The sequence below is a fragment of the Halomonas sp. PGE1 genome (genome assembly GCF_013000985.1).
Taxonomy (GTDB): Bacteria; Pseudomonadota; Gammaproteobacteria; order Pseudomonadales; family Halomonadaceae; genus Halomonas; species Halomonas alkalicola.
The window spans coordinates 3,170,082-3,186,598 of the sequence record NZ_CP053032.1; the positions used below are offsets into that span (position 1 = coordinate 3,170,082).

Here is a 16,517-nt window from a genome sequence, read left to right on the forward strand (position 1 = left end):
GGTCAGAAGGATTCCCACTCCTGATCGCTGCCGGCGCGTCCGCGCGCCTTCGTCTGGGGTTCGCGCCCGGCCGGGGACGGCATCAGCGCCGGCATCCAGCGGGCCAGGGAAGGATCCTGGCCGGCGCCGCCTGCGGATTCCGCCCCGTCGGCAGCGTCTGAGACGGGGACTGCCATTCCGGCGCCCTTCCCGTCCAGCCGAAAGCCGGCCACGGCCTGGCTCAGGCGCTCTGCCTGGGTCTCCACCTGGTGCGCGACGGCGGCCGCCTGCTGCACCAGCGCGGCGTTCTGCTGGGTGACCTCATCCATCTGCGCCACGGCCAGGTTGACCTGATCGATGCCGCTGCTCTGCTCGGCGGAAGCCGCGGCGATCTCGTCCATGATGTCGCTGACCTTCCGAACCGCCGCCACGATGTCACCCATGGTGCTGCCGGCGCGGTCGGCGCGCTCGGTTCCGGCCTCCACCCTGGCCACCGAGATCTCGATCAATTCACGAATCTGGCGAGAGGCATCGGCGGAACGCTGGGCCAGGTTGCGCACCTCACCGGCCACCACCGCAAAGCCGCGCCCCTGCTCGCCGGCCCGGGCGGCCTCCACCGAGGCGTTCAGCGCCAGGATGTTGGTCTGGAAGGCAATGGAGTCGATCACCTTGATGATGTCGCTGACCTGGTGGGAGCTCTCGCGGATCTCGTGCATGGTGGCGACCACCTCGTCGACCACCCGCCCACCGTCGCCGGCGGTGCGCGAGGCATCCTCGGCCAGCTGGCTGGCATGGCGCGCATTGTCGGCGTTTTGCTTCACCGTCGAGGCGAGCTGCTCCATGCTGGCGGCGGTCTCCTGCAGGGCGGCCGCCTGCTCCTCGGTGCGCGCCGACAGGTCCTGGTTGCCGCTGGCGATATCCCGGGAGCCCTCGTGGATCGCGTCGCTGCCATGGCGCACGGTCCCCACCGTCCTGCCCAGGCTGGTCTGCAGCGCCTCCAGGGCACCGTAGAGGCGCCCGATCTCGTTGTTGCCCAGGTGCTCGATGGGCGCCGAGAGATCCCCCTTGGCCATGGTGTCGAAATGCGTCACCACCCGCGACAGCGGCCGCAGCACGTTGACCGTGACGCCCCAGACCACCGCCAGGGTGGTCAGCACTGCGACGGCCAGCACGCCGAGGATGGCCAGGCGCAGGGTCCCGGAAAGCTCGGCGAAGATCTGCTGGTGACGAGCACCGGTATCGCCGGCATGCACCGCCAGCTCGGCCATGGCCGCGCTGGATACCGCCAGCAGGTAGAGCCCCAGGCCGCTGAGCGCCAGGATCAGGGCGAAGAAGGTGCCCAACACCAGGAACCAGCTCAGGCGCACCGTCATGTTGTCGAAGATTCGCTTTATCAGTCGCTTCACACTGCCACCTTCTTTCTGCTGCGGCCGGGGCGAGATCGCCCCATCCGGTTCCGGGAGGGACGGCATCTGTCGGCCGGCTCTCCTCCCCTGGCGCCAGGGGGCGTCGGGATGTCGTCGTCTCAGCGCTCGGCCAGCGCCAACTGGCGAGGGCGAGCGGCTTCCACCATCACCGGAGCGGGCACCGGCGCAGGCTCGGCCGGCACCGCCCGGTGACGCTCGGCACCGGTGCGGAAGCGCAGCACATGCTCGCGAAGGCGGTGGCTCTGGGTCGCCAGGCGCTGGGAGGCCAGGGTGTGCTCCTCGACCAGGCCGGAGTTCTGCTGGGTCATGCGGTCCATCTGGGAGACGGCCTCGTTGACCTGCTCGATGCCTAGGCTCTGTTCCCGGGAGGCCGCGGAGATGTCGCCGACCAGGGTGCTGAGCTCTGCGATCTCGCGGGCAATGCCGGCGATGATGCCCCCGGCCTCCTCCACCCGCCGGCTGCCCTCTGCCACCTGGGTACCGGAGGTCTCGATGAGCCCCTTGATCTCCCGGGCGGCCTCGGCGCTGCGGCTGGCGAGCTTGCGCACCTCCTCGGCCACCACGGCGAATCCGCGGCCGTGCTCGCCGGCGCGGGCCGCCTCCACGGAGGCATTCAGCGCCAGGATATTGGTCTGGAAAGCGATGGCATCGATGGTGTCGACGATGGTGATCATCTGGCTGGCGCTGTCGTTGATCGCCGCCATGGAGGCCTCCACGCTGCTCATGGCCGCCCGGCCCCGCTCGGCGCTGCTGGCCGAGCTGCCGGCCAGCTCGCGGGCCTGGTCGCTGTGCTCGGCGTTCTGCCGCACGGTGGCGGTGAGCTGCTCCATGCTCGAGGCGGTCTCGGCCAGGGAGGCCGCCTGCTGCTCGGTACGCGTGGCCAGTTCATCGTTGCCGGCGCTGAGCTCGTCCACCGCCTGCCCCACCTCGTCGGCGCTGCGATGGATGTCGCCGATGGTGGCCGCCAGGTTGGCCCGCATCCGGTCGATGTCGTGCAGCAGGCTCTCGCCCTCGGCGCGGGCGAGCCGGACATCACGGGTCAGATCGCCGTCGGCGATATGGCGCACCACCTCGGCCGCATAGCGTGGATCGCCCCCCAGGCGCCGGGAGATATCCCGGATCGTGAGGCCCATCAGCAGCGTCAGCGGCAGGCCCACCGCCAGCAGCGACAGCAGATTGCCGATCAGGGAGCCCAGGAAGGCCGAGTCGATATCGTCGATATAGACCCCGGTGCCGATCACCCAGCCCCAGGGGGCGTAGTAGCCGTGGAAGGAGGACTTCTCCGCCAGGCCGCCCTGCTCTTCGTGGGCCCACAGATAGTCGACGAAGCCGTCGTCCTGGTGCACCGACTCCACGAACTCGCGGAACAGGTAGCGCCCCTCCTCGTTCTGAAAGTCGCCGACGAAGGTCCCGACCGGCAGGCGCGGATGCGCCAGCAGTTCATAGTCCTCGTTGAAGACATAGACATAGCCGCGACCCTGGTCGTAGGTCATGTCGCGCACCATGGCGGCCGCCAGGGCCCTGGCCTCGGCCTCATCGAGCTCGCCGGCGGCGAGGCGCTCGGCCTGGCCAGCCACGGCGTTCATGGCCATGTCGACATAGTCGCCCAGGGCCCCCTTGCGCTCGGCCAGCATGGTCTGGCGGGTCTCCCAGGCTCCCCAGCCGGCCAGCATCAACATGGCCACCCAGATGATACCCAGCAACCCCCAGAGCTTCCGACTCGTCGACATTCCCCGCATGACTACCTCGTTGTAATGTTATGACTTGTTCAAGGCTCGCATCGCTTCACTGCCCACGGCGGCTGCCCTGGGCATCCAGGCCACTCAGTCGGCGGCCTTCTCCACCAGCGCCATCTCCTCGCTGGTCAGCAGCTTGTCGATGTCCACCAGCACCAGCATGCGGTCATCCAGGCTGCCCAGGCCGCTGAGGAAATCGGAGGAGAGGGTGACCCCGAACTCGGGCGCCGGCTTGATCTGCTCCGGGGTGAGGGTCATGACGTCGGAGACCCCATCCACCACGATGCCGACGACACGGTCGGCCACGTTGACCACGATCACCACGGTCTGGCCGCCATACTCCACCCGCTCGAGGTGGAACTTGATGCGCAGGTCGACGATCGGCACGATCACGCCGCGCAGGTTGGTCACCCCCTTGATGAAGTCCGGCGCATTGGCGATGCGGGTCACGTTCTCGTAGCCGCGGATCTCCTGCACCTTGAGGATATCGATGGCGTACTCCTCCTCCCCCAGGGAGAACACCAGAAATTCCTGATTGCTGGCCTCGGCGGACAGGGCCGCCTGATGGGTCGCGCTGTTCATTGGACGTCAACCTCCTTGAGAGAAAGCGGAGTAGCGGAGAGCGTGGCGCGGCTGGCATGTCGCGCCTGCTTCCTGAACCGGCTGAGCTGATGCAGGCCGGCAATGTCGAGAATCAGCGCCACGCTGCCGTCACCGAGGATGGTGGCGGCCGAAACGCCTGGCACCTTGCGATAGTTGGTCTCGAGGTTCTTCACCACCACCTGCTGCTGGCCGATCAGGTCGTCCACCAGCAGCGCATAGCGCCGCCCCTCGCCCTGCACGATCACGGCGATGGTCTCGGTGAGCTCGGTGCGGGCACCCGCCACCTCGAAGGCCTCGTGCACCGCCACCACCGGCAGGTACTCGTCGCGAACCTTGAGCACCACGTCGTCCCCGGCCATGGCATAGAGGTCCTCGCGAGCCGGCTGCAGGGACTCCAGCACCGCCGTCAGCGGCAGAATGAAGACCTCCTCCCCGACCCGGATCGACATGCCGTCGAGGATGGCCAGGGTCAGCGGCAGCAGGATGCGAATGGTGGTGCCTTCGCCCGCCCGGGACATGATCTGCACATGCCCGCCCATGCCCTGGATGTTGCGCTTGACCACGTCCATGCCCACGCCGCGGCCGGAGACATCGGTCACCTCCTTGGCGGTGGAGAAGCCGGGGGCGAAGATCAGCTGCCACACCTCGTCGTCGCTCATGGCGTCGGAGACGTTGAGCCCGCTCTCGCGCGCCTTGGCCAGCAGCTTCTCGCGATTGAGCCCGGCGCCATCGTCGATCACCTCGATGATGATGTTGCCGCCCTGATGGCGGGCCGAGAGCGTCAGCCTGCCGGTGCGCGGCTTGCCCGCCGCCTCGCGCACCTCGGGGGGCTCGATGCCGTGGTCGAGGCTGTTGCGCACCAGGTGGGTCAGGGGGTCGATGATCCGCTCGGTGAGGCTCTTGTCGAGCTCGGTGGACTCCCCCTCGGTGATCAGCTCGATCTCCTTGCCGAGCTTGGCGGAGGTCTCGCGCACGACCCGCGGGAAACGGCTGAAGACGAAGTCCATGGGAATCATGCGGATCGACATCACCGCTTCCTGGAGGTCCCGGGCGTTGCGCTGCAAGAGGCTCATGCCGTTGAGCAGCGCGCCATTGCCGACCCCGTCGAGCTGGCTCACGGTCTGGTCGAGCATGGACTGGGTGATGATCAGCTCGCCCACCAGGTTGATGATCTGGTCGACCTTCTCCACCGAGACGCGGATCGACGATGACTCGCTGGCCTTGGGCTTCGGCTTGGCCTTGGCGGCTGCCTCGACCACGGCCTGCTGCTGGGGGGCCCCAGGCGCCGGCGAGGGAGAGGGTGCGGGCGGCTCGGCCGCGGCCGGCGCGACGGCATCACCGGCCGGCGCTTTCGCGACCGCCTCATCGGCTGAAGCGGCGGCCGGCGTGACCTCGATCTCGTCGGGCTCGATGATGAAGCACATCACCGCCTCGATGTCGTCCGGGCTCGCCGTGGTCTCCAGCAGCACCTCGTAGCGTGCCTGATCGCCGCTCTGGGCCTTCACCTCACCCAGCTGGCCGAGCTCCTCGATGAGCAGCGCACGGTTCTCGTCGCTCACCCCCAGCAGGGCCACCACCAGGCAGCCGCTTGAATCGGCGCTTGAATCGGGGACAGCCCCCCCATTCCGGCGCCCCCGCTTCGGCCGCGGGCTCCACGGCGGGTGCCGGGCTGGCGGGCACGGGGCTGGCCGACGCACCGCCCGCCAGGCCCTGATCGATCTCCTCTCGCGCCAGCTGCTGCAGGATGGCGCAGATGCGCTCGAAGGCGGCCTGGTCGGGGTCTTCGCCGTTGCGGTAGGCGCCGAGCTGGTCGTTGAGCATGTCCTTGGTTTCCAGGAAGGTATCGACGATGTCCCGGCGCAGGCGCAGCTCGCCCTTGCGGGTGTGGTCGAGGAGGTTCTCGAACAGATGGGTCGTCTTCTGCAGCACCTCGAAGCCGAAGGTCCCCGCGCCGCCCTTGATGGAGTGGGCCGCCCGAAAGATGGCGTTGAGCTGCTCGGCGTCCGGCGCTTCCACGTCGAGCTCCAGGAGGTGGCGTTCCATGTCCGCCAGCAGCTCCTCGGCCTCCTCGAAGAAGGTGTCATAGAAATCGGTGATATCCATCGCGTGTCCTTCTCCTCGTTATGGCGTATCGGCAGCGCCGGCCTCGCCGCCCAGGGCCTGGCGCAGGCTCTGCTGAAAGGCCTCCACCGGGGCCAGGTCGACCCCTCCGCCCAGGCGAGCCGACGGCGAAGGCATGCCGGGCCCGTTGATCAGGGACGGCGTGCGAATCTGCTCGCTCACATCCGGAAACAGCAGCAGCAGCTCGATACGCCGATTGGCGGAATCCTGCGGATCGAGGTCCGGCAGCGGCACCCGATCGGCGAAGCCCGAGACGCGCAGCAGCTTGCCGGAGTCGAAGCCCCCGGCCACCAGTTCACGGCGGGAGGCGTTGGCGCGATCGTTGGAGAGCTCCCAGTTGCTGTAGCCGCGATAGCCCCCGGCGAAGGGGGTGCTGTCGGTGTGGCCACCGATGCTCAGGTCGTTGTTCAGCTCGTTGAGCAGCGGCGCCATGGTGCGCAGCAGGCTGCGCATGTAGGGCGCGACCCGATCGCTGCCCACATCGAACATCGGGCGCTGGTCGGTATCCAGCAGCTGGATGCGCAGCCCTTCGCGGGTCATGTCGAAGCGCATCTGGCTGCGCAGATGGCGCAGCTCGGGATCCTCCTGGAGCGCCGACTCGATGCGCCGCTGCAGGTCGGTGAAGAAGTTGCGCTGCACATCGCTGGGGCGGGTCTGGGCCCGCATGTCGAGGCGCGCCCGCTCGCCCTCCGAGTGCACCGGGTCGGGCCCGCCGCCGGGAATCACGTTGCTGGTCTGGGCCGAGCCGCTGCCACCGGTGATGGCCGTCACCAGCGGAGTGCGAAAATACTCGGCCACCCCTTCGCGCTGCTCCGGGCTTGCCGCCGACAGGATCCACATCACCAGGAACAGCGCCATCAGCGCCGTCATGAAGTCGGCCAGGGCGATCTTCCAGCTGCCGCCATGGTGGCGATGCACCACCTTCTTGCGGCGAATGATGATGGGCCGGCGCCCCTCCCCCGTGCTCATGCGCCGGCAGACTCCGTCTTGGCGCTACGCACGTGCTCCTCCAGTTCGTGGAAGCTGGGCCGCTCCGCGGTATGCAGCGCCTTGCGCCCGAACTCCACGGCCATCTGCGGCGCATAGCCGTGCAGGCTGGCCAGCAGGGTCACCCGCATGCACTGCAGCACCTTCTCCGCCTCCTTGGCCTGGCGCTCGATGCGGCTGGCCACCGGGTTGATGAAGCCGTAGCCCAGCAGGATGCCGAGAAAGGTACCCACCAGGGCGTGGGCGATCATCTCCCCCATCTCGTCGGGGCCGGCGTCGGCATAGGTCAGCGCCTTCACCACGCCCAGCACCGCCGCCACGATGCCGAAGGCTGGCATGGCATCGCCGACCTTGGCGATGGCGTCCGCGGGAATATGCACCTCGGCCTCGAAGGCCTCGATCTCATGGAGCATCAGCTCGTCGAGCTCCATGGGCTCCATGCTGCCGCTCACCATGATGCGCAGGTAGTCGGTGAGGAAGTTCATCACCATGGGGTCGGCCAGGAGCCGCGGGTAGTCGTTGAAGAGCGCGCTCTCCTGGGGGGCGTCGATATCGCGCTCGACCCCCAGCATGCCCTCGCGGCGAATCTTGGCGAGGATCTTGTACTGCAGCCCCATCAGCTCCATGTAGAAGCTCTTGTCGTAGCGGTTGGCGCGCTTGAGCTTGGAGAAGACCCGGAAGGTGGCCTTGATCGCCTTGCCGTTGTTGGCGGCGATGAAGGCACCCACCCCTGCCCCGCCGATCATCAACAGCTCGAGAGGCTGGAAGATGGGCCCGAGGCTGCCGCCGGCCAGCACGAAGCCGCCGAACACGCAGAGAATGACAACGATATATCCAAGAGGTATCAGCACTGCCCACTTCCTTCGCTCAGCCCGTCGTCCGCCCCGGCTCGGCCTTGCCACCAGCGGTGGAGCCACCGAGACGTCGTACTGGTCTTATCGGCCTCCCGGCCCGGGACTTGAGACATGCCAACAAAAAACCGCGCGACTCGATGAAAGCGCGCGGTCAGACGTAGGGGGTGGCGCCGTGCCGGCGCCTGTGTGTCAGGAGACTCGACGAACCGCGGCAGGGGTCTCGGCACCGGCCTTCTGGCGCTTGCGGGTCTTGCCCGCCCGAGAGGGGGGCTGGCAGATGCCGCACACATAGTCATGAGCGGGGCTGTGGGCATGGGCCACGAAGTGACCGGTACAGCGCGTGCACTCGGAGAGCTGCAGCAGGTCGCTTTCGAAGAAGCGCAGCAGCGTCCAGGCCCGGGTCAGGCCCAGCACCGTCTCGGCGCCATCGAGCTTCACCTGCTCCTGATAGAGCCGGAAGGCCGTGACGAAGGCCTCCATCCGCTCGCAGCCCTGATCTTCCCGCAGCCGCAGATAGATGTTGTAGAACAGCGAGGAGTGAATATTGGGCAGCCAGGTGATGAACCAGTCGGCGGAGAACGGCAGCATCCCCTTGGGGGGCGACATGCCGCGCACTTCCTTGTAGAGGCGAATCAGCTTGGCACGGCTGATCTCGGTCTCGGTCTCCAGCACCTGCAGGCGAGCGCCGAGCTCGATCAGCTCGATAGCCAGCTGCACCTGCTGCATCTCATCGACAAGACTCTTCTGCGACATGGCTCAGGCCCCCTCACCGGCGGCCAGCGACAGCCGGGTACGCGAGGCCATCAGCAGGGAGGCGTGGAAGCGGTCCTGCCCCTGGTCGCGGGGATTGCCGACGATCTGGCGAAGCTGGTCCGCGCTGCCGTGGCCGAAGTGGCAGAGCAGCTGATTGGTACGCGCCAGCCGCGCCAGCTGCCGGGAGCTCAGCGCCAGCAGCAGGTCCGCCATCTCATCGTCGATCTTGAGACGGAACATGGCCGAGACTCGGTCGGCAAGCAGCATCCGCTGCGCCAGCAGCAGGTAGGCGAGATTGATCTCCTCGATCTCGTCCAGCAGGTCGGTATGTTGCATGGTTCCCTACGCCAAGTTGTTGCCGCGCCAGGGGATTGCCGCGGCTTTCTTCTTGTCACCCACCTCTCGCGCTCGAGATGATTCTCGAGGACCGGCAGGCTTGACGGTTTGGAGTGCCCGGCTGAGCGGGCAAGGCTCCTCATCAGTTCGACGTTGATTCTGGGGAAATACGGCGGGGATGCAATAGGTCAGCACATTACGAAATAGTGATGGAAAATTGACGCAGATCAATACAGAAAAAAAGGTGATGGAAATCATCCTTCTGGAATGGCAAATCTCATACTGTGTCAGCCTGGAAACAAAACGGACTTTGGTTTCTTACTTCATGACGACAATTTTTTACAAAAGTTAACTCAAGTTCTGGCTTCCTCGGCCAGTTCTCCGACCCATGTCAGCAGCTCGGCGATCACCTGGTAGAGCGCGGGAGGAATCCGCTCATCCAGGTCGAGCCCCATCAGCAGCCCGACCAGCTCCGGCGCATCATGCACGTGAATGCCCTGCCGGCGCGCCTCCGCCATGATCCGCTCGGCGAGCTCGCCATAGCCCTTGGCGATCACCCGCGGGGCGTCATCGCCCTCGCGATAGGCCAGGGCCACGGCCCGGCGTCGCGGCAGCCCCTCGCGCCCGGTCATTCCATCACGCTCGGCCATGCGCCACCTCCTCGAGCAGCCGCACCCTCACCTCCGCAAGCCCCAGCGCCGACAGCCTGCCTTCGAGCCGGTCGAGTCCTCGCGCCAGCGTCTGGCGAACGTCCGGCTCAGGGGCAGAGAGGCCAAGCTCGAGGCGGGAGTCCGTCAGCCACAGCGATACCTGCACCTCGCCGAAGCCCGCCACCTGCAGCGTCATCGCGCTGCGCCACGCCTCCTGCTCGTCGCGCTCCTGGTCCCCCTTTTCCTCGGAGGGCGCATCCCTCTCGGCCACGGGCACCTGCAGCACCAGCGCCATGAAGAGCCCCGTCCAGACGTCGCCCTCCCAGCGCAGCACCGGCGTCACCAGCATCTCCAGCTGCTGGCGCACGATCCCCTGCAGGCTCTCCTGCACCGGCTCGCGAACGGCCGGCAGGGGGACATCACGCCCGGGGGCGACCTGGCGTTCCGGCGGCTCCGGGCTTCGGGCCGGGGCCAGCGGCGACATCAGGTCGCGACGCAGCGAGGGCGCCGCCGGCTCGAAGGTCTGGAGGCGCAGGTTTGGCGGTTCTGCCGCCGCCTGGCCCTGCGGGGAGACGCCGGCACGACCCGGCACAGGTGCCGCCGGCACGAAGCCCGGCGGACGCAGCAGGTGCTGGGGCTCGCGCAGCGGAAGGTTCTGGGGCTCTCGCAGCAGCTGCTCCCGGGGCATCTCGCCCCGATACCAGCGGTTGAGGTGCGATTCATAGAAGAGCCCGCTGTCGCGCACGCTGAGCTGCAGCCGCTCGGCCGTCAGCGCCGGGGTCGCCGGCTCCGAGGTCGCCACCAGCGGAGCCGCGGGCCGGAGCGCCGATGGCGGCGCCGGGAAGCGCAGCAGCACATCGGCAATGGAGCGCGCCGCGGGGGTGAAGTGGGTCTGGGTAGAGGACGGTGGCGATGGCTCGCCACCCGGCCGCGCGGCGGGAGGGGGGGCCGCCCCTTCGCGACCGGGGCGCTGAGGCTCCACGACCAGCGCAGAGCGCGACCTGGCATCCAGGCGCGAATCGCTGTGCAGAGCGCGGGGCGCTTCGGAGGGAGAGATCGGCCGCACCGGCTCGTTGAGGTCACGCGGTGGCGCGGTGTCGATCCGCTTGCCCAGTACCTGGTGCAGAACGGTGTCGATCAGCGAGTTGATACCGCTCACGGCTCCGGCGGACCGAACCGGTGTGCCGCGTCGATGGGCATGCCCCCCTGCTGAGGGCCATAGGCGCGGGACAGGGCCTGCTGCCGCCGTGAGCTGCCGATCAGGCGACCGAGCTCCTCGCGCCGCTCGACGAGCCGCCGGCGAACCTCCAGATCCTGCTCGAGGATCTGCTCGAGCAGCGCCGCCTTGCGGGCCGCCGCGCCGTCATCCAGCGGCTGCTGTGCATCCATGCGCTTGATGCGCTCGACCCGCACCAGATAGTCGGCCTCCTGCTCGATCAGCGCCTCCCAGTCGCCGGCCTCGGCCGAGACCAGCATGCGCCGCGAGGCGTTCATCAACGACTCGTAGGCCGCCAGCAGCAGCGCCTGGCGATCGACAGGCGCCTCGGCATCGCCCTTCAGGTGGGCACTCATTCGCGCCCCGCCTGGCCGCCGATGTCGCGCCAGGCGGAGGCCACATTCTCGAGCAGGGACTCGGCCTGGGCCAGACTCTGCGGGTCGTTGTGCAGGTTGGCGGCCAGCAGCAGGCGAGCGATGTAGTCGTAGAGCGACGCCAGCCGCTCGGCCACCTCACCGCCCTTCTCGGTGTCCAGGGCGGCCGCCAGGCCGTTGTTGACGATATCCAGCGCCTTGGAGATGGACTGCCCCTTCTCCGGGGTGTTGCCGGCTTCCATGTGAATGCGCGCCGCACGCATCGCCGCCAGGGCCCCGTCGAAGAGCATCACGATCAGCTGATGGGGGCTTGCCGACATCACACCACTCTCCACGCCGACCCGGGCATAGGCGCTGGCGCCTCGGCCGTAGGCGGCGGCTCCACGTATGGCACTCATCGTCTTCTCCTCTGATTCGCATACGATGCCCGATCTTGCACCGCATCATGACACTCAGTGTGACACCCTTGGCACCCGCCCAGGCCATGAATAGCCCGCGATCAGGTGGATATATTCCTCTATCGGCCCGGGGTAAGGAGACTTTAGCGTGCGCCGGCGGAGAGGGCGAAGCGAGGTGGCCTCAGCAGGAGACCGCCAGCACCTCGGCGACCTCGCCCAGCCGCTCGAGACGCTCGCCACGCAGCACCTCGCCCAGCGCCTCCCCAGGCGCTTCGGCCCGCTCGGTCAGCTGGATCTGGGCCAGGCGTCCCATGCCATCCAGGCGCTGTACCCAGCCCAGTTCGCCCCCGGCGAAGCGCACCAGGGTACCGATCGGCATGACACCGAAGTGCTTGAGATAGCGCTTCACCCAGCGGGCATCGAACTGGCCAGGGTGGCTGAGCAGGTAGCGATAGATATCGCTGATCGTCCAGGCCGGGCGGTCGGGACGGTCGCGCCGCATGGCCTCCACCACATCCACCACGCTGGCCAGCCGCGTCAGCTCGCCGAGCTGCTCCCCGGAGAGCCCATCGGGGTAGCCGCTGCCATCCAGGCGCTCGTTGATTCGCATGACCACCGCCTGCACCACCCCCGGAGCGAGCCAGTGGCAGGCCCCCAGGCGCTCACGCATCACCTCGACGTGGGCGGCGAGCGCCTCGCGCCGAGACGCTTCCCAGCTCGACGCCTCCAGCAGCTCGGCCGGGAGCAGCGACTTTCCGAGGTCGTGCACCATGGCGCAGGCGACCAGCGCCTTGCGCACATCGCGTGGCAAGGGACCGCTCGAGGCGAGATCGAGCAGGTGTACGGCAACGCCCAGGCCGTGGCGCACCAGCAGCGGCTCGTTGTAGAGGCAGCAGGTGGCAAACAGCAGCGCCTCGCGATCTTCGGCATGCAGCCCCAGCAGGCGGTCGGCAAAGCTCGAGAGCTGCACGGAATCGAGGCGGCCGCCCTGCTTGATCTCGAGCAGCTGGGCATCCAGGTAGCCGGCGATGCGAGCCAGCCGCTTGGCCATGGGGGTGGCATAGGGGGAGACGTTGCGACGGCTCACCGGGGCAGGGGCGGCCAGGTCGGTCTGGAACAGCAGCGAGGGCAGCAGCGAGCTGTCGCTGCCCTCCCCCTGGCGGGTGGACTCCCGCTCGATCTCGCGCACGAAGTGCCAGAGCTGCCGCTCCTGGTCGCCGCTCGGTGCCACGAACTGCATGCCGACGCGCAGCGCCTGGCGCTCGGGGTCCGCCTGGCGGTGGCGGGGCTTGGCAGGAATCACAAAGCGCGTGCCGTTGAGGAAGCAGAGCTCGATCTCCACCAGGTCGGCGTCAGCCAGGAAGCCGGCCCCCGACAGCGGCAGCTCCAGCTGACACCCCTCCAGGGAGAGATCCTTCAGATCCCCCTGCAGCGATGCCTCGGTATCGTCGCCACGCACGATGGCCCCCACCTCCATGCCGAGGCGCAGGCGGGCGCGGAAGGCGGCGCGCCGCTGCAGCACCTCGAGGCTGGTGGGGTAAGGGCAACGGCACATCAGGCGCCCCCCCTGCTCCTGGCACTCGCTCATCGCCAATGGCGGCGTGCGCAGCATCTGGTCGCGGCTCTGCCCCAGCAGGCGGAACGCCGTGCCGCGCTTGAGCTCCGGGGCGATCTCACGGATGGCACTGATATCGAGCCACAGGTGCTCGCCCGGCAGCTGCTCCACCACCAGCACCGGAAACGGGTGGCTCTCCTCGGCATCGAGCTGCAGCGAGGCACCTCCCGGCTGGCTGAGCCGTAACAGCATCTCTTCCATCTCGGCGGGCGTCGTCACCCGAACGTAGCCGTCGTCTGCTCCCGTCATCCCTGTCCCTGCCTGCTCTCGTCACACCATGGCCCGTGCCCGATGGCTCCCTCGGTGCTATCGGCCATCAGGCCGGAAACTTGAGCCTGCCGCAAACAGCGGCGACAAAAACCTATACAGAAGTTATATTCAACAGGCAGGCCGGCTAAAGGTTTCCCGATGCCGGCCGATAGCAGGAAGGTGGCCGGCCATGACGCCCAGGCCTCCCCCTCTCACAGAAGGATGCTCCGGATGCCCCGCGCCGGCCAGGGTCGACTGGACGATGTCTTCACCCGCCGCGACCTCGGCAGGCCGACGCTTGCGGCCATCGAGACCATGCAGCAGCGGGTCGCGAGCACCCTGCATCAGGTGCGGGCGACGGCCAGCGAGGTCGGCGAGCTGGGCGACGCCCTGGCCAGCAGCCAGACCGAGCTCGGCGAGCAGGCCGAACGCAACGCCGGGCAGGTAGCACGGGTCTCGGCCAGCACCACCCAGCTCAGCGCCACCACTCGCGAGAGCGCAAGCGAAGCCGCCCGGGTGCGCGAGCTCGCCGAAGCTGCCGCGCGTCATGCCCGGCATGGGCAGCAGGAGGTGGAGGCACTGGGCAGCGCCATGCGCCGGCTGGAGAGCGACGCCGCCGGCATCGCCTCCCTGCTCGGCGACATCGACCAGATCACCTTCCAGACCAACCTGCTGGCACTCAACGCCTCGGTGGAAGCGGCCCGGGCCGGCGATCAGGGGCGCGGCTTCGCGGTGGTCGCCGGCGAGGTCCGCCAGCTCTCCCAGCGCACCAGCGAGATCGCCGAGAGCATTCGCCGGCGCATCCACGAGACCGGCGAGAGCGTCCAGGCGGGGGCGCAGCGCACCCGCACCGCCAGCGATGCCATGGCCGAGGTGCTCGGCGCCTTCGACCAGGTGGCGGCACGGCTGGTGGAGATCGACGGCGCCAGCCGCGAACAGCATCTGGGGATCGAGGAGCTGGAGGGCAGCGTGCTGGAGATGCAGGCCGCCCTGCAGGCCTCGCGCCAGGCCCTCCATGCCTCCCACGCCAATGCCGAACGGCTGGCGGAAACGGCCAGCAACCTGCTGACCGCGGTGGGCACCTTCCGGCTGGCCAGGCCGACGACGGCCGCACGCCTGGCAAAGACCGGCTGATAATCGACCAGCTGACGATCGGCCGGTTCGCAGGGGTGCCGCTGCAAGGGAGTGCTTCCCCTCAGGCGGAGGAGGAGACGTCGCTGCCGAGCCTCCAGCCATCGCGGCCGTTTGCCTTGACGTGATAGAGAGCCTGGTCGGCCGCGGCATAGGCGCCCGAGAAGCCGTCACCCCTGGCAGTGAAGTGGACCGCCCCCAGGCTGAGTGTCACCCAGTCACCGGCTGGGTGGCCCGGATGGGGCAGCGCCGCCCGGTGAACCGCGTCGACCAGGTTCTGGCAGGCGCGTTCCAGGATGGCCTCGCCCTCACAGGGCAGCAGGGCGGCGAACTCGTCGCCGCCCATGCGATAGAGCCTAGCCCGCCGGCCCAGGGCCGCGTCGATCAGCTCCGCCAGCTCGCGCAGCAGGCGGTCTCCATCGGGGTGGCCGAGGGTGTCGTTGTACTGCTTGAAGTAGTCGATATCGATCAGGACAAGCCCCAGGGCGCGGCCCTGGTCGCCCATCACGTCATCGTGCAGGGCGCTGCGGTTGCCGATACCGGTGAGCGGGTCGCGCAGTGCCTGGGCCATCCAGCGCAGGCTATCGCGGCTGGCCCGCTCGGCCTGGCGGCGCCGGCGCTCATGCATCCACCAGAAGACCAGGCCCAGCAGGTAGATCAGCAGGCTGCCCACCAGCACCTGGGTCTGGTGGCGACGGGTCTGCTCCACGAACTCGTTGGTCACCTTGCTGCGGCGATCGAGCTGGTCCATCTCGATCTCGGTAAGGCAGCGGATCGGCCCCAGCAGGTGCTGGCTGAGAGACGACGGCGGCAGGGCCTCACCGCGCGTCAGTCGCCGCTGAAGCTCGTCCAGGCGCGCCAGGCTCGGCAGCGTGCAGGCGTACTCGTTTCGGTAGAGTCCGATATCGAAGAGGCTGTAGCCCAGCTCGACCTGGAAGCTGGCTCGCTCGCGGGCGGCGGCACTCTCGCCCTCCTCCAGCAGCAGGCCCAGGCTCTCCTCCAGGTAGCGGCGGGAGCGCGTGGCGAGCTGCTGACCGGTGAGGTTGCCGGACTGGCTGAAGTAGGCGTTGATGTCGGGGTGCACCCAGCGCGTCTCGTAGGTGATCAGCAGCATCAGGGCGGTGAAGCTCATCACGCTGAGCCACAGCCACCCCAGATGGCGACGCCAGCGCAGACCCCGACTCATGGCAGCGCTTCGACCTCGCGAATCATCCAGATCCAGTCGTTGAAGTTGCGCAGGTTGCCGGGATCGCGACTGCCGTAGTCGCGCTCCACCAGACGCAACGGGCCGCGCTGGCGAAGGGTGAGCGGCTCACCGTCGTGATGGGTCACCAGGATCCAGTTCGGATCGTCCCAACCCCCCAGGGTGACGTCGTAGTCATCCCAGGCGGTGAAGCGCAGCTGCGCCGGCACCTCGCCGAACGTTTCAAGCAGCAGGTCGCGAAACACCAGGCCGGTGATCTCCACGTCATCCGCGAGGTAGGGGTCGTAGAACGAGAAGCGCAGGTCGGCACGCTGGCGCAGCTCCTCCACGGAGAGGCGGGTCTCCTGCTGGCCCTGCTTGAGGATGACGTACTCCGGCGACGCCGAGGCTGCCGTTCCGGCAAGACACAGCAGCGCGACCGATAACCCGGCAAACGAACGGCGCAGCACGGTTCCAGGCACCATGGGCGAGCTCCTGACACAGGTGTTGTAAGTTGTAAGGATATTGTTACCGGCATGTTATCACGTCAACGGAGATCCGCCTGCCGCGTGATCTCCAGCAGCTTGCCCTGGTCCGAGACCCTCAGGCGATAGATGCCATGCACGCCTTCCCGGGTCACCACCCGGCGCAGCGCCACGGCCGGAAAGGCCACCCGCCGCCCGTCGGTGCTCCAGGCGTGAACCTGCTCGGCTCGCCCCTCGTAGTAGGCCCGGCACGCCTCGGGCGAGAGCGACAGCACCACATCCAGCGTCATCATCCTGCCCTGCCCTCATCGGCATCATCCCGCGAGCATAGCGGCTCGTGGCCATCTCGGAAACGAGAGGGTTAAGCGGGCCAGCCGTTTCGACCAGCAGCCCGGGTAGCCGCCCGCCTAGGCTTTGTCT

General features: G+C 68.1%; 16 protein-coding genes and 1 pseudogene. 1 reads left to right on the forward strand and 16 read right to left on the reverse strand.

What is annotated here, in order from left to right; genetic code table 11:
* Positions 1-2: 2 nt before the first annotated feature.
* The 13 genes and pseudogenes from HIR79_RS14950 to HIR79_RS15010 form a co-directional block, all read right to left on the reverse strand.
* Entirely contained in the window at positions 3-1,385 is a 1,383-nt protein-coding gene (locus HIR79_RS14950) for a methyl-accepting chemotaxis protein (RefSeq protein WP_349304982.1), read from the reverse strand.
* A 119-nt stretch (positions 1,386-1,504) separates the two neighbouring features.
* Complete coding sequence (locus HIR79_RS14955; protein WP_249322175.1) at positions 1,505-3,136, reverse strand: methyl-accepting chemotaxis protein; 1,632 nt, start codon at positions 3,134-3,136, stop codon at positions 1,505-1,507.
* Between the two features lie 93 nt (positions 3,137-3,229).
* Positions 3,230-3,724 (reverse strand): chemotaxis protein CheW, encoded by a 495-nt coding sequence (gene cheW, locus HIR79_RS14960; protein WP_169958938.1) that lies wholly within the window; start codon positions 3,722-3,724, stop codon positions 3,230-3,232.
* A pseudogene (gene cheA / locus HIR79_RS14965) lies at positions 3,721-5,848 on the reverse strand (chemotaxis protein CheA). Before cheA ends, cheW begins: the two are co-directional and overlap by 4 nt.
* Before the next feature lie 18 nt (positions 5,849-5,866).
* Complete coding sequence (motB, locus tag HIR79_RS14970; protein ID WP_169958939.1) at positions 5,867-6,835, reverse strand: flagellar motor protein MotB; 969 nt, start codon at positions 6,833-6,835, stop codon at positions 5,867-5,869.
* The gene (motA, locus tag HIR79_RS14975; protein ID WP_169958940.1) at positions 6,832-7,704 is read right to left on the reverse strand and encodes a flagellar motor stator protein MotA; all 873 of its coding nucleotides are present in this window, start codon (positions 7,702-7,704) and stop codon (positions 6,832-6,834) included. Before motA ends, motB begins: the two co-directional genes overlap by 4 nt.
* 192 nt (positions 7,705-7,896) lie before the next feature.
* Entirely contained in the window at positions 7,897-8,460 is a 564-nt protein-coding gene (gene flhC, locus HIR79_RS14980; RefSeq protein ID WP_169958941.1) for a flagellar transcriptional regulator FlhC, read from the reverse strand.
* A 3-nt stretch (positions 8,461-8,463) separates the two neighbouring features.
* Positions 8,464-8,796 carry a flagellar transcriptional regulator FlhD gene (gene flhD, locus HIR79_RS14985; RefSeq protein ID WP_119021701.1) on the reverse strand — a complete coding sequence of 111 codons (333 nt, stop codon included), beginning with the start codon at positions 8,794-8,796 and terminating at the stop codon, positions 8,464-8,466.
* 353 nt (positions 8,797-9,149) lie between these two features.
* Entirely contained in the window at positions 9,150-9,446 is a 297-nt protein-coding gene (locus HIR79_RS14990) for an EscU/YscU/HrcU family type III secretion system export apparatus switch protein (protein WP_249322176.1), read from the reverse strand.
* A complete protein-coding gene (gene fliK / locus HIR79_RS14995) occupies positions 9,433-10,605 on the reverse strand; it encodes a flagellar hook-length control protein FliK (protein WP_169958942.1) in 1,173 nt (390 codons plus the stop codon). Before fliK ends, HIR79_RS14990 begins: the two co-directional genes overlap by 14 nt.
* Positions 10,602-11,018 carry a flagellar protein FliT gene (locus HIR79_RS15000; RefSeq protein WP_169958943.1) on the reverse strand — a complete coding sequence of 139 codons (417 nt, stop codon included), beginning with the start codon at positions 11,016-11,018 and terminating at the stop codon, positions 10,602-10,604. The genes fliK and HIR79_RS15000 overlap by 4 nt, the downstream gene beginning before the upstream one ends.
* On the reverse strand, positions 11,015-11,434 hold the full coding sequence (gene fliS, locus HIR79_RS15005) for a flagellar export chaperone FliS (protein ID WP_169958944.1): 420 nt from the start codon (positions 11,432-11,434) through the stop codon (positions 11,015-11,017). Before fliS ends, HIR79_RS15000 begins: the two co-directional genes overlap by 4 nt.
* 181 nt (positions 11,435-11,615) lie before the next feature.
* Complete coding sequence (locus HIR79_RS15010) at positions 11,616-13,298, reverse strand: HD domain-containing phosphohydrolase (RefSeq protein WP_169958945.1); 1,683 nt, start codon at positions 13,296-13,298, stop codon at positions 11,616-11,618.
* Between the two features lie 231 nt (positions 13,299-13,529).
* Here HIR79_RS15010 and HIR79_RS15015 point away from each other — a divergent pair, with 231 nt between their 5' ends.
* Positions 13,530-14,432 carry a methyl-accepting chemotaxis protein gene (locus HIR79_RS15015; RefSeq protein ID WP_169958946.1) on the forward strand — a complete coding sequence of 301 codons (903 nt, stop codon included), beginning with the start codon at positions 13,530-13,532 and terminating at the stop codon, positions 14,430-14,432.
* A gap of 61 nt (positions 14,433-14,493) precedes the next feature.
* On the opposite strand, the gene HIR79_RS15020 is transcribed toward HIR79_RS15015, so the two are convergent.
* The 3 genes from HIR79_RS15020 to HIR79_RS15030 form a co-directional block, all read right to left on the reverse strand.
* Complete coding sequence (locus HIR79_RS15020; RefSeq protein WP_249322177.1) at positions 14,494-15,615, reverse strand: GGDEF domain-containing protein; 1,122 nt, start codon at positions 15,613-15,615, stop codon at positions 14,494-14,496.
* A complete protein-coding gene (locus HIR79_RS18540; protein ID WP_249322178.1) occupies positions 15,612-16,097 on the reverse strand; it encodes a hypothetical protein in 486 nt (161 codons plus the stop codon). Before HIR79_RS18540 ends, HIR79_RS15020 begins: the two co-directional genes overlap by 4 nt.
* 62 nt (positions 16,098-16,159) lie before the next feature.
* Positions 16,160-16,390 carry a DUF2835 family protein gene (locus HIR79_RS15030; RefSeq protein ID WP_110070581.1) on the reverse strand — a complete coding sequence of 77 codons (231 nt, stop codon included), beginning with the start codon at positions 16,388-16,390 and terminating at the stop codon, positions 16,160-16,162.
* Positions 16,391-16,517 lie beyond the last annotated feature (127 nt).

Bases quoted from the DNA above. Each gene is read 5' to 3' on its own strand.
- HIR79_RS14955 (WP_249322175.1), bottom strand. From the start codon at position 3,136: ATGTCGACGAGTCGGAAGCTCTGGGGGTTGCTGGGTATCATCTGGGTG.
- cheW (WP_169958938.1), bottom strand. From the start codon at position 3,724: ATGAACAGCGCGACCCATCAGGCGGCCCTGTCCGCCGAGGCCAGCAAT.
- motB (WP_169958939.1), bottom strand. From the start codon at position 6,835: ATGAGCACGGGGGAGGGGCGCCGGCCCATCATCATTCGCCGCAAGAAG.
- flhC (WP_169958941.1), bottom strand. From the start codon at position 8,460: ATGTCGCAGAAGAGTCTTGTCGATGAGATGCAGCAGGTGCAGCTGGCT.
- flhD (WP_119021701.1), bottom strand. From the start codon at position 8,796: ATGCAACATACCGACCTGCTGGACGAGATCGAGGAGATCAATCTCGCC.
- HIR79_RS14990 (WP_249322176.1), bottom strand. From the start codon at position 9,446: ATGGCCGAGCGTGATGGAATGACCGGGCGCGAGGGGCTGCCGCGACGC.
- HIR79_RS15000 (WP_169958943.1), bottom strand. From the start codon at position 11,018: ATGAGTGCCCACCTGAAGGGCGATGCCGAGGCGCCTGTCGATCGCCAG.
- fliS (WP_169958944.1), bottom strand. From the start codon at position 11,434: ATGAGTGCCATACGTGGAGCCGCCGCCTACGGCCGAGGCGCCAGCGCC.
- HIR79_RS15010 (WP_169958945.1), bottom strand. From the start codon at position 13,298: ATGACGGGAGCAGACGACGGCTACGTTCGGGTGACGACGCCCGCCGAG.
- HIR79_RS15015 (WP_169958946.1), top strand. From the start codon at position 13,530: ATGCCCCGCGCCGGCCAGGGTCGACTGGACGATGTCTTCACCCGCCGC.
- HIR79_RS15020 (WP_249322177.1), bottom strand. From the start codon at position 15,615: ATGAGTCGGGGTCTGCGCTGGCGTCGCCATCTGGGGTGGCTGTGGCTC.
- HIR79_RS18540 (WP_249322178.1), bottom strand. From the start codon at position 16,097: ATGGTGCCTGGAACCGTGCTGCGCCGTTCGTTTGCCGGGTTATCGGTC.
- HIR79_RS15030 (WP_110070581.1), bottom strand. From the start codon at position 16,390: ATGATGACGCTGGATGTGGTGCTGTCGCTCTCGCCCGAGGCGTGCCGG.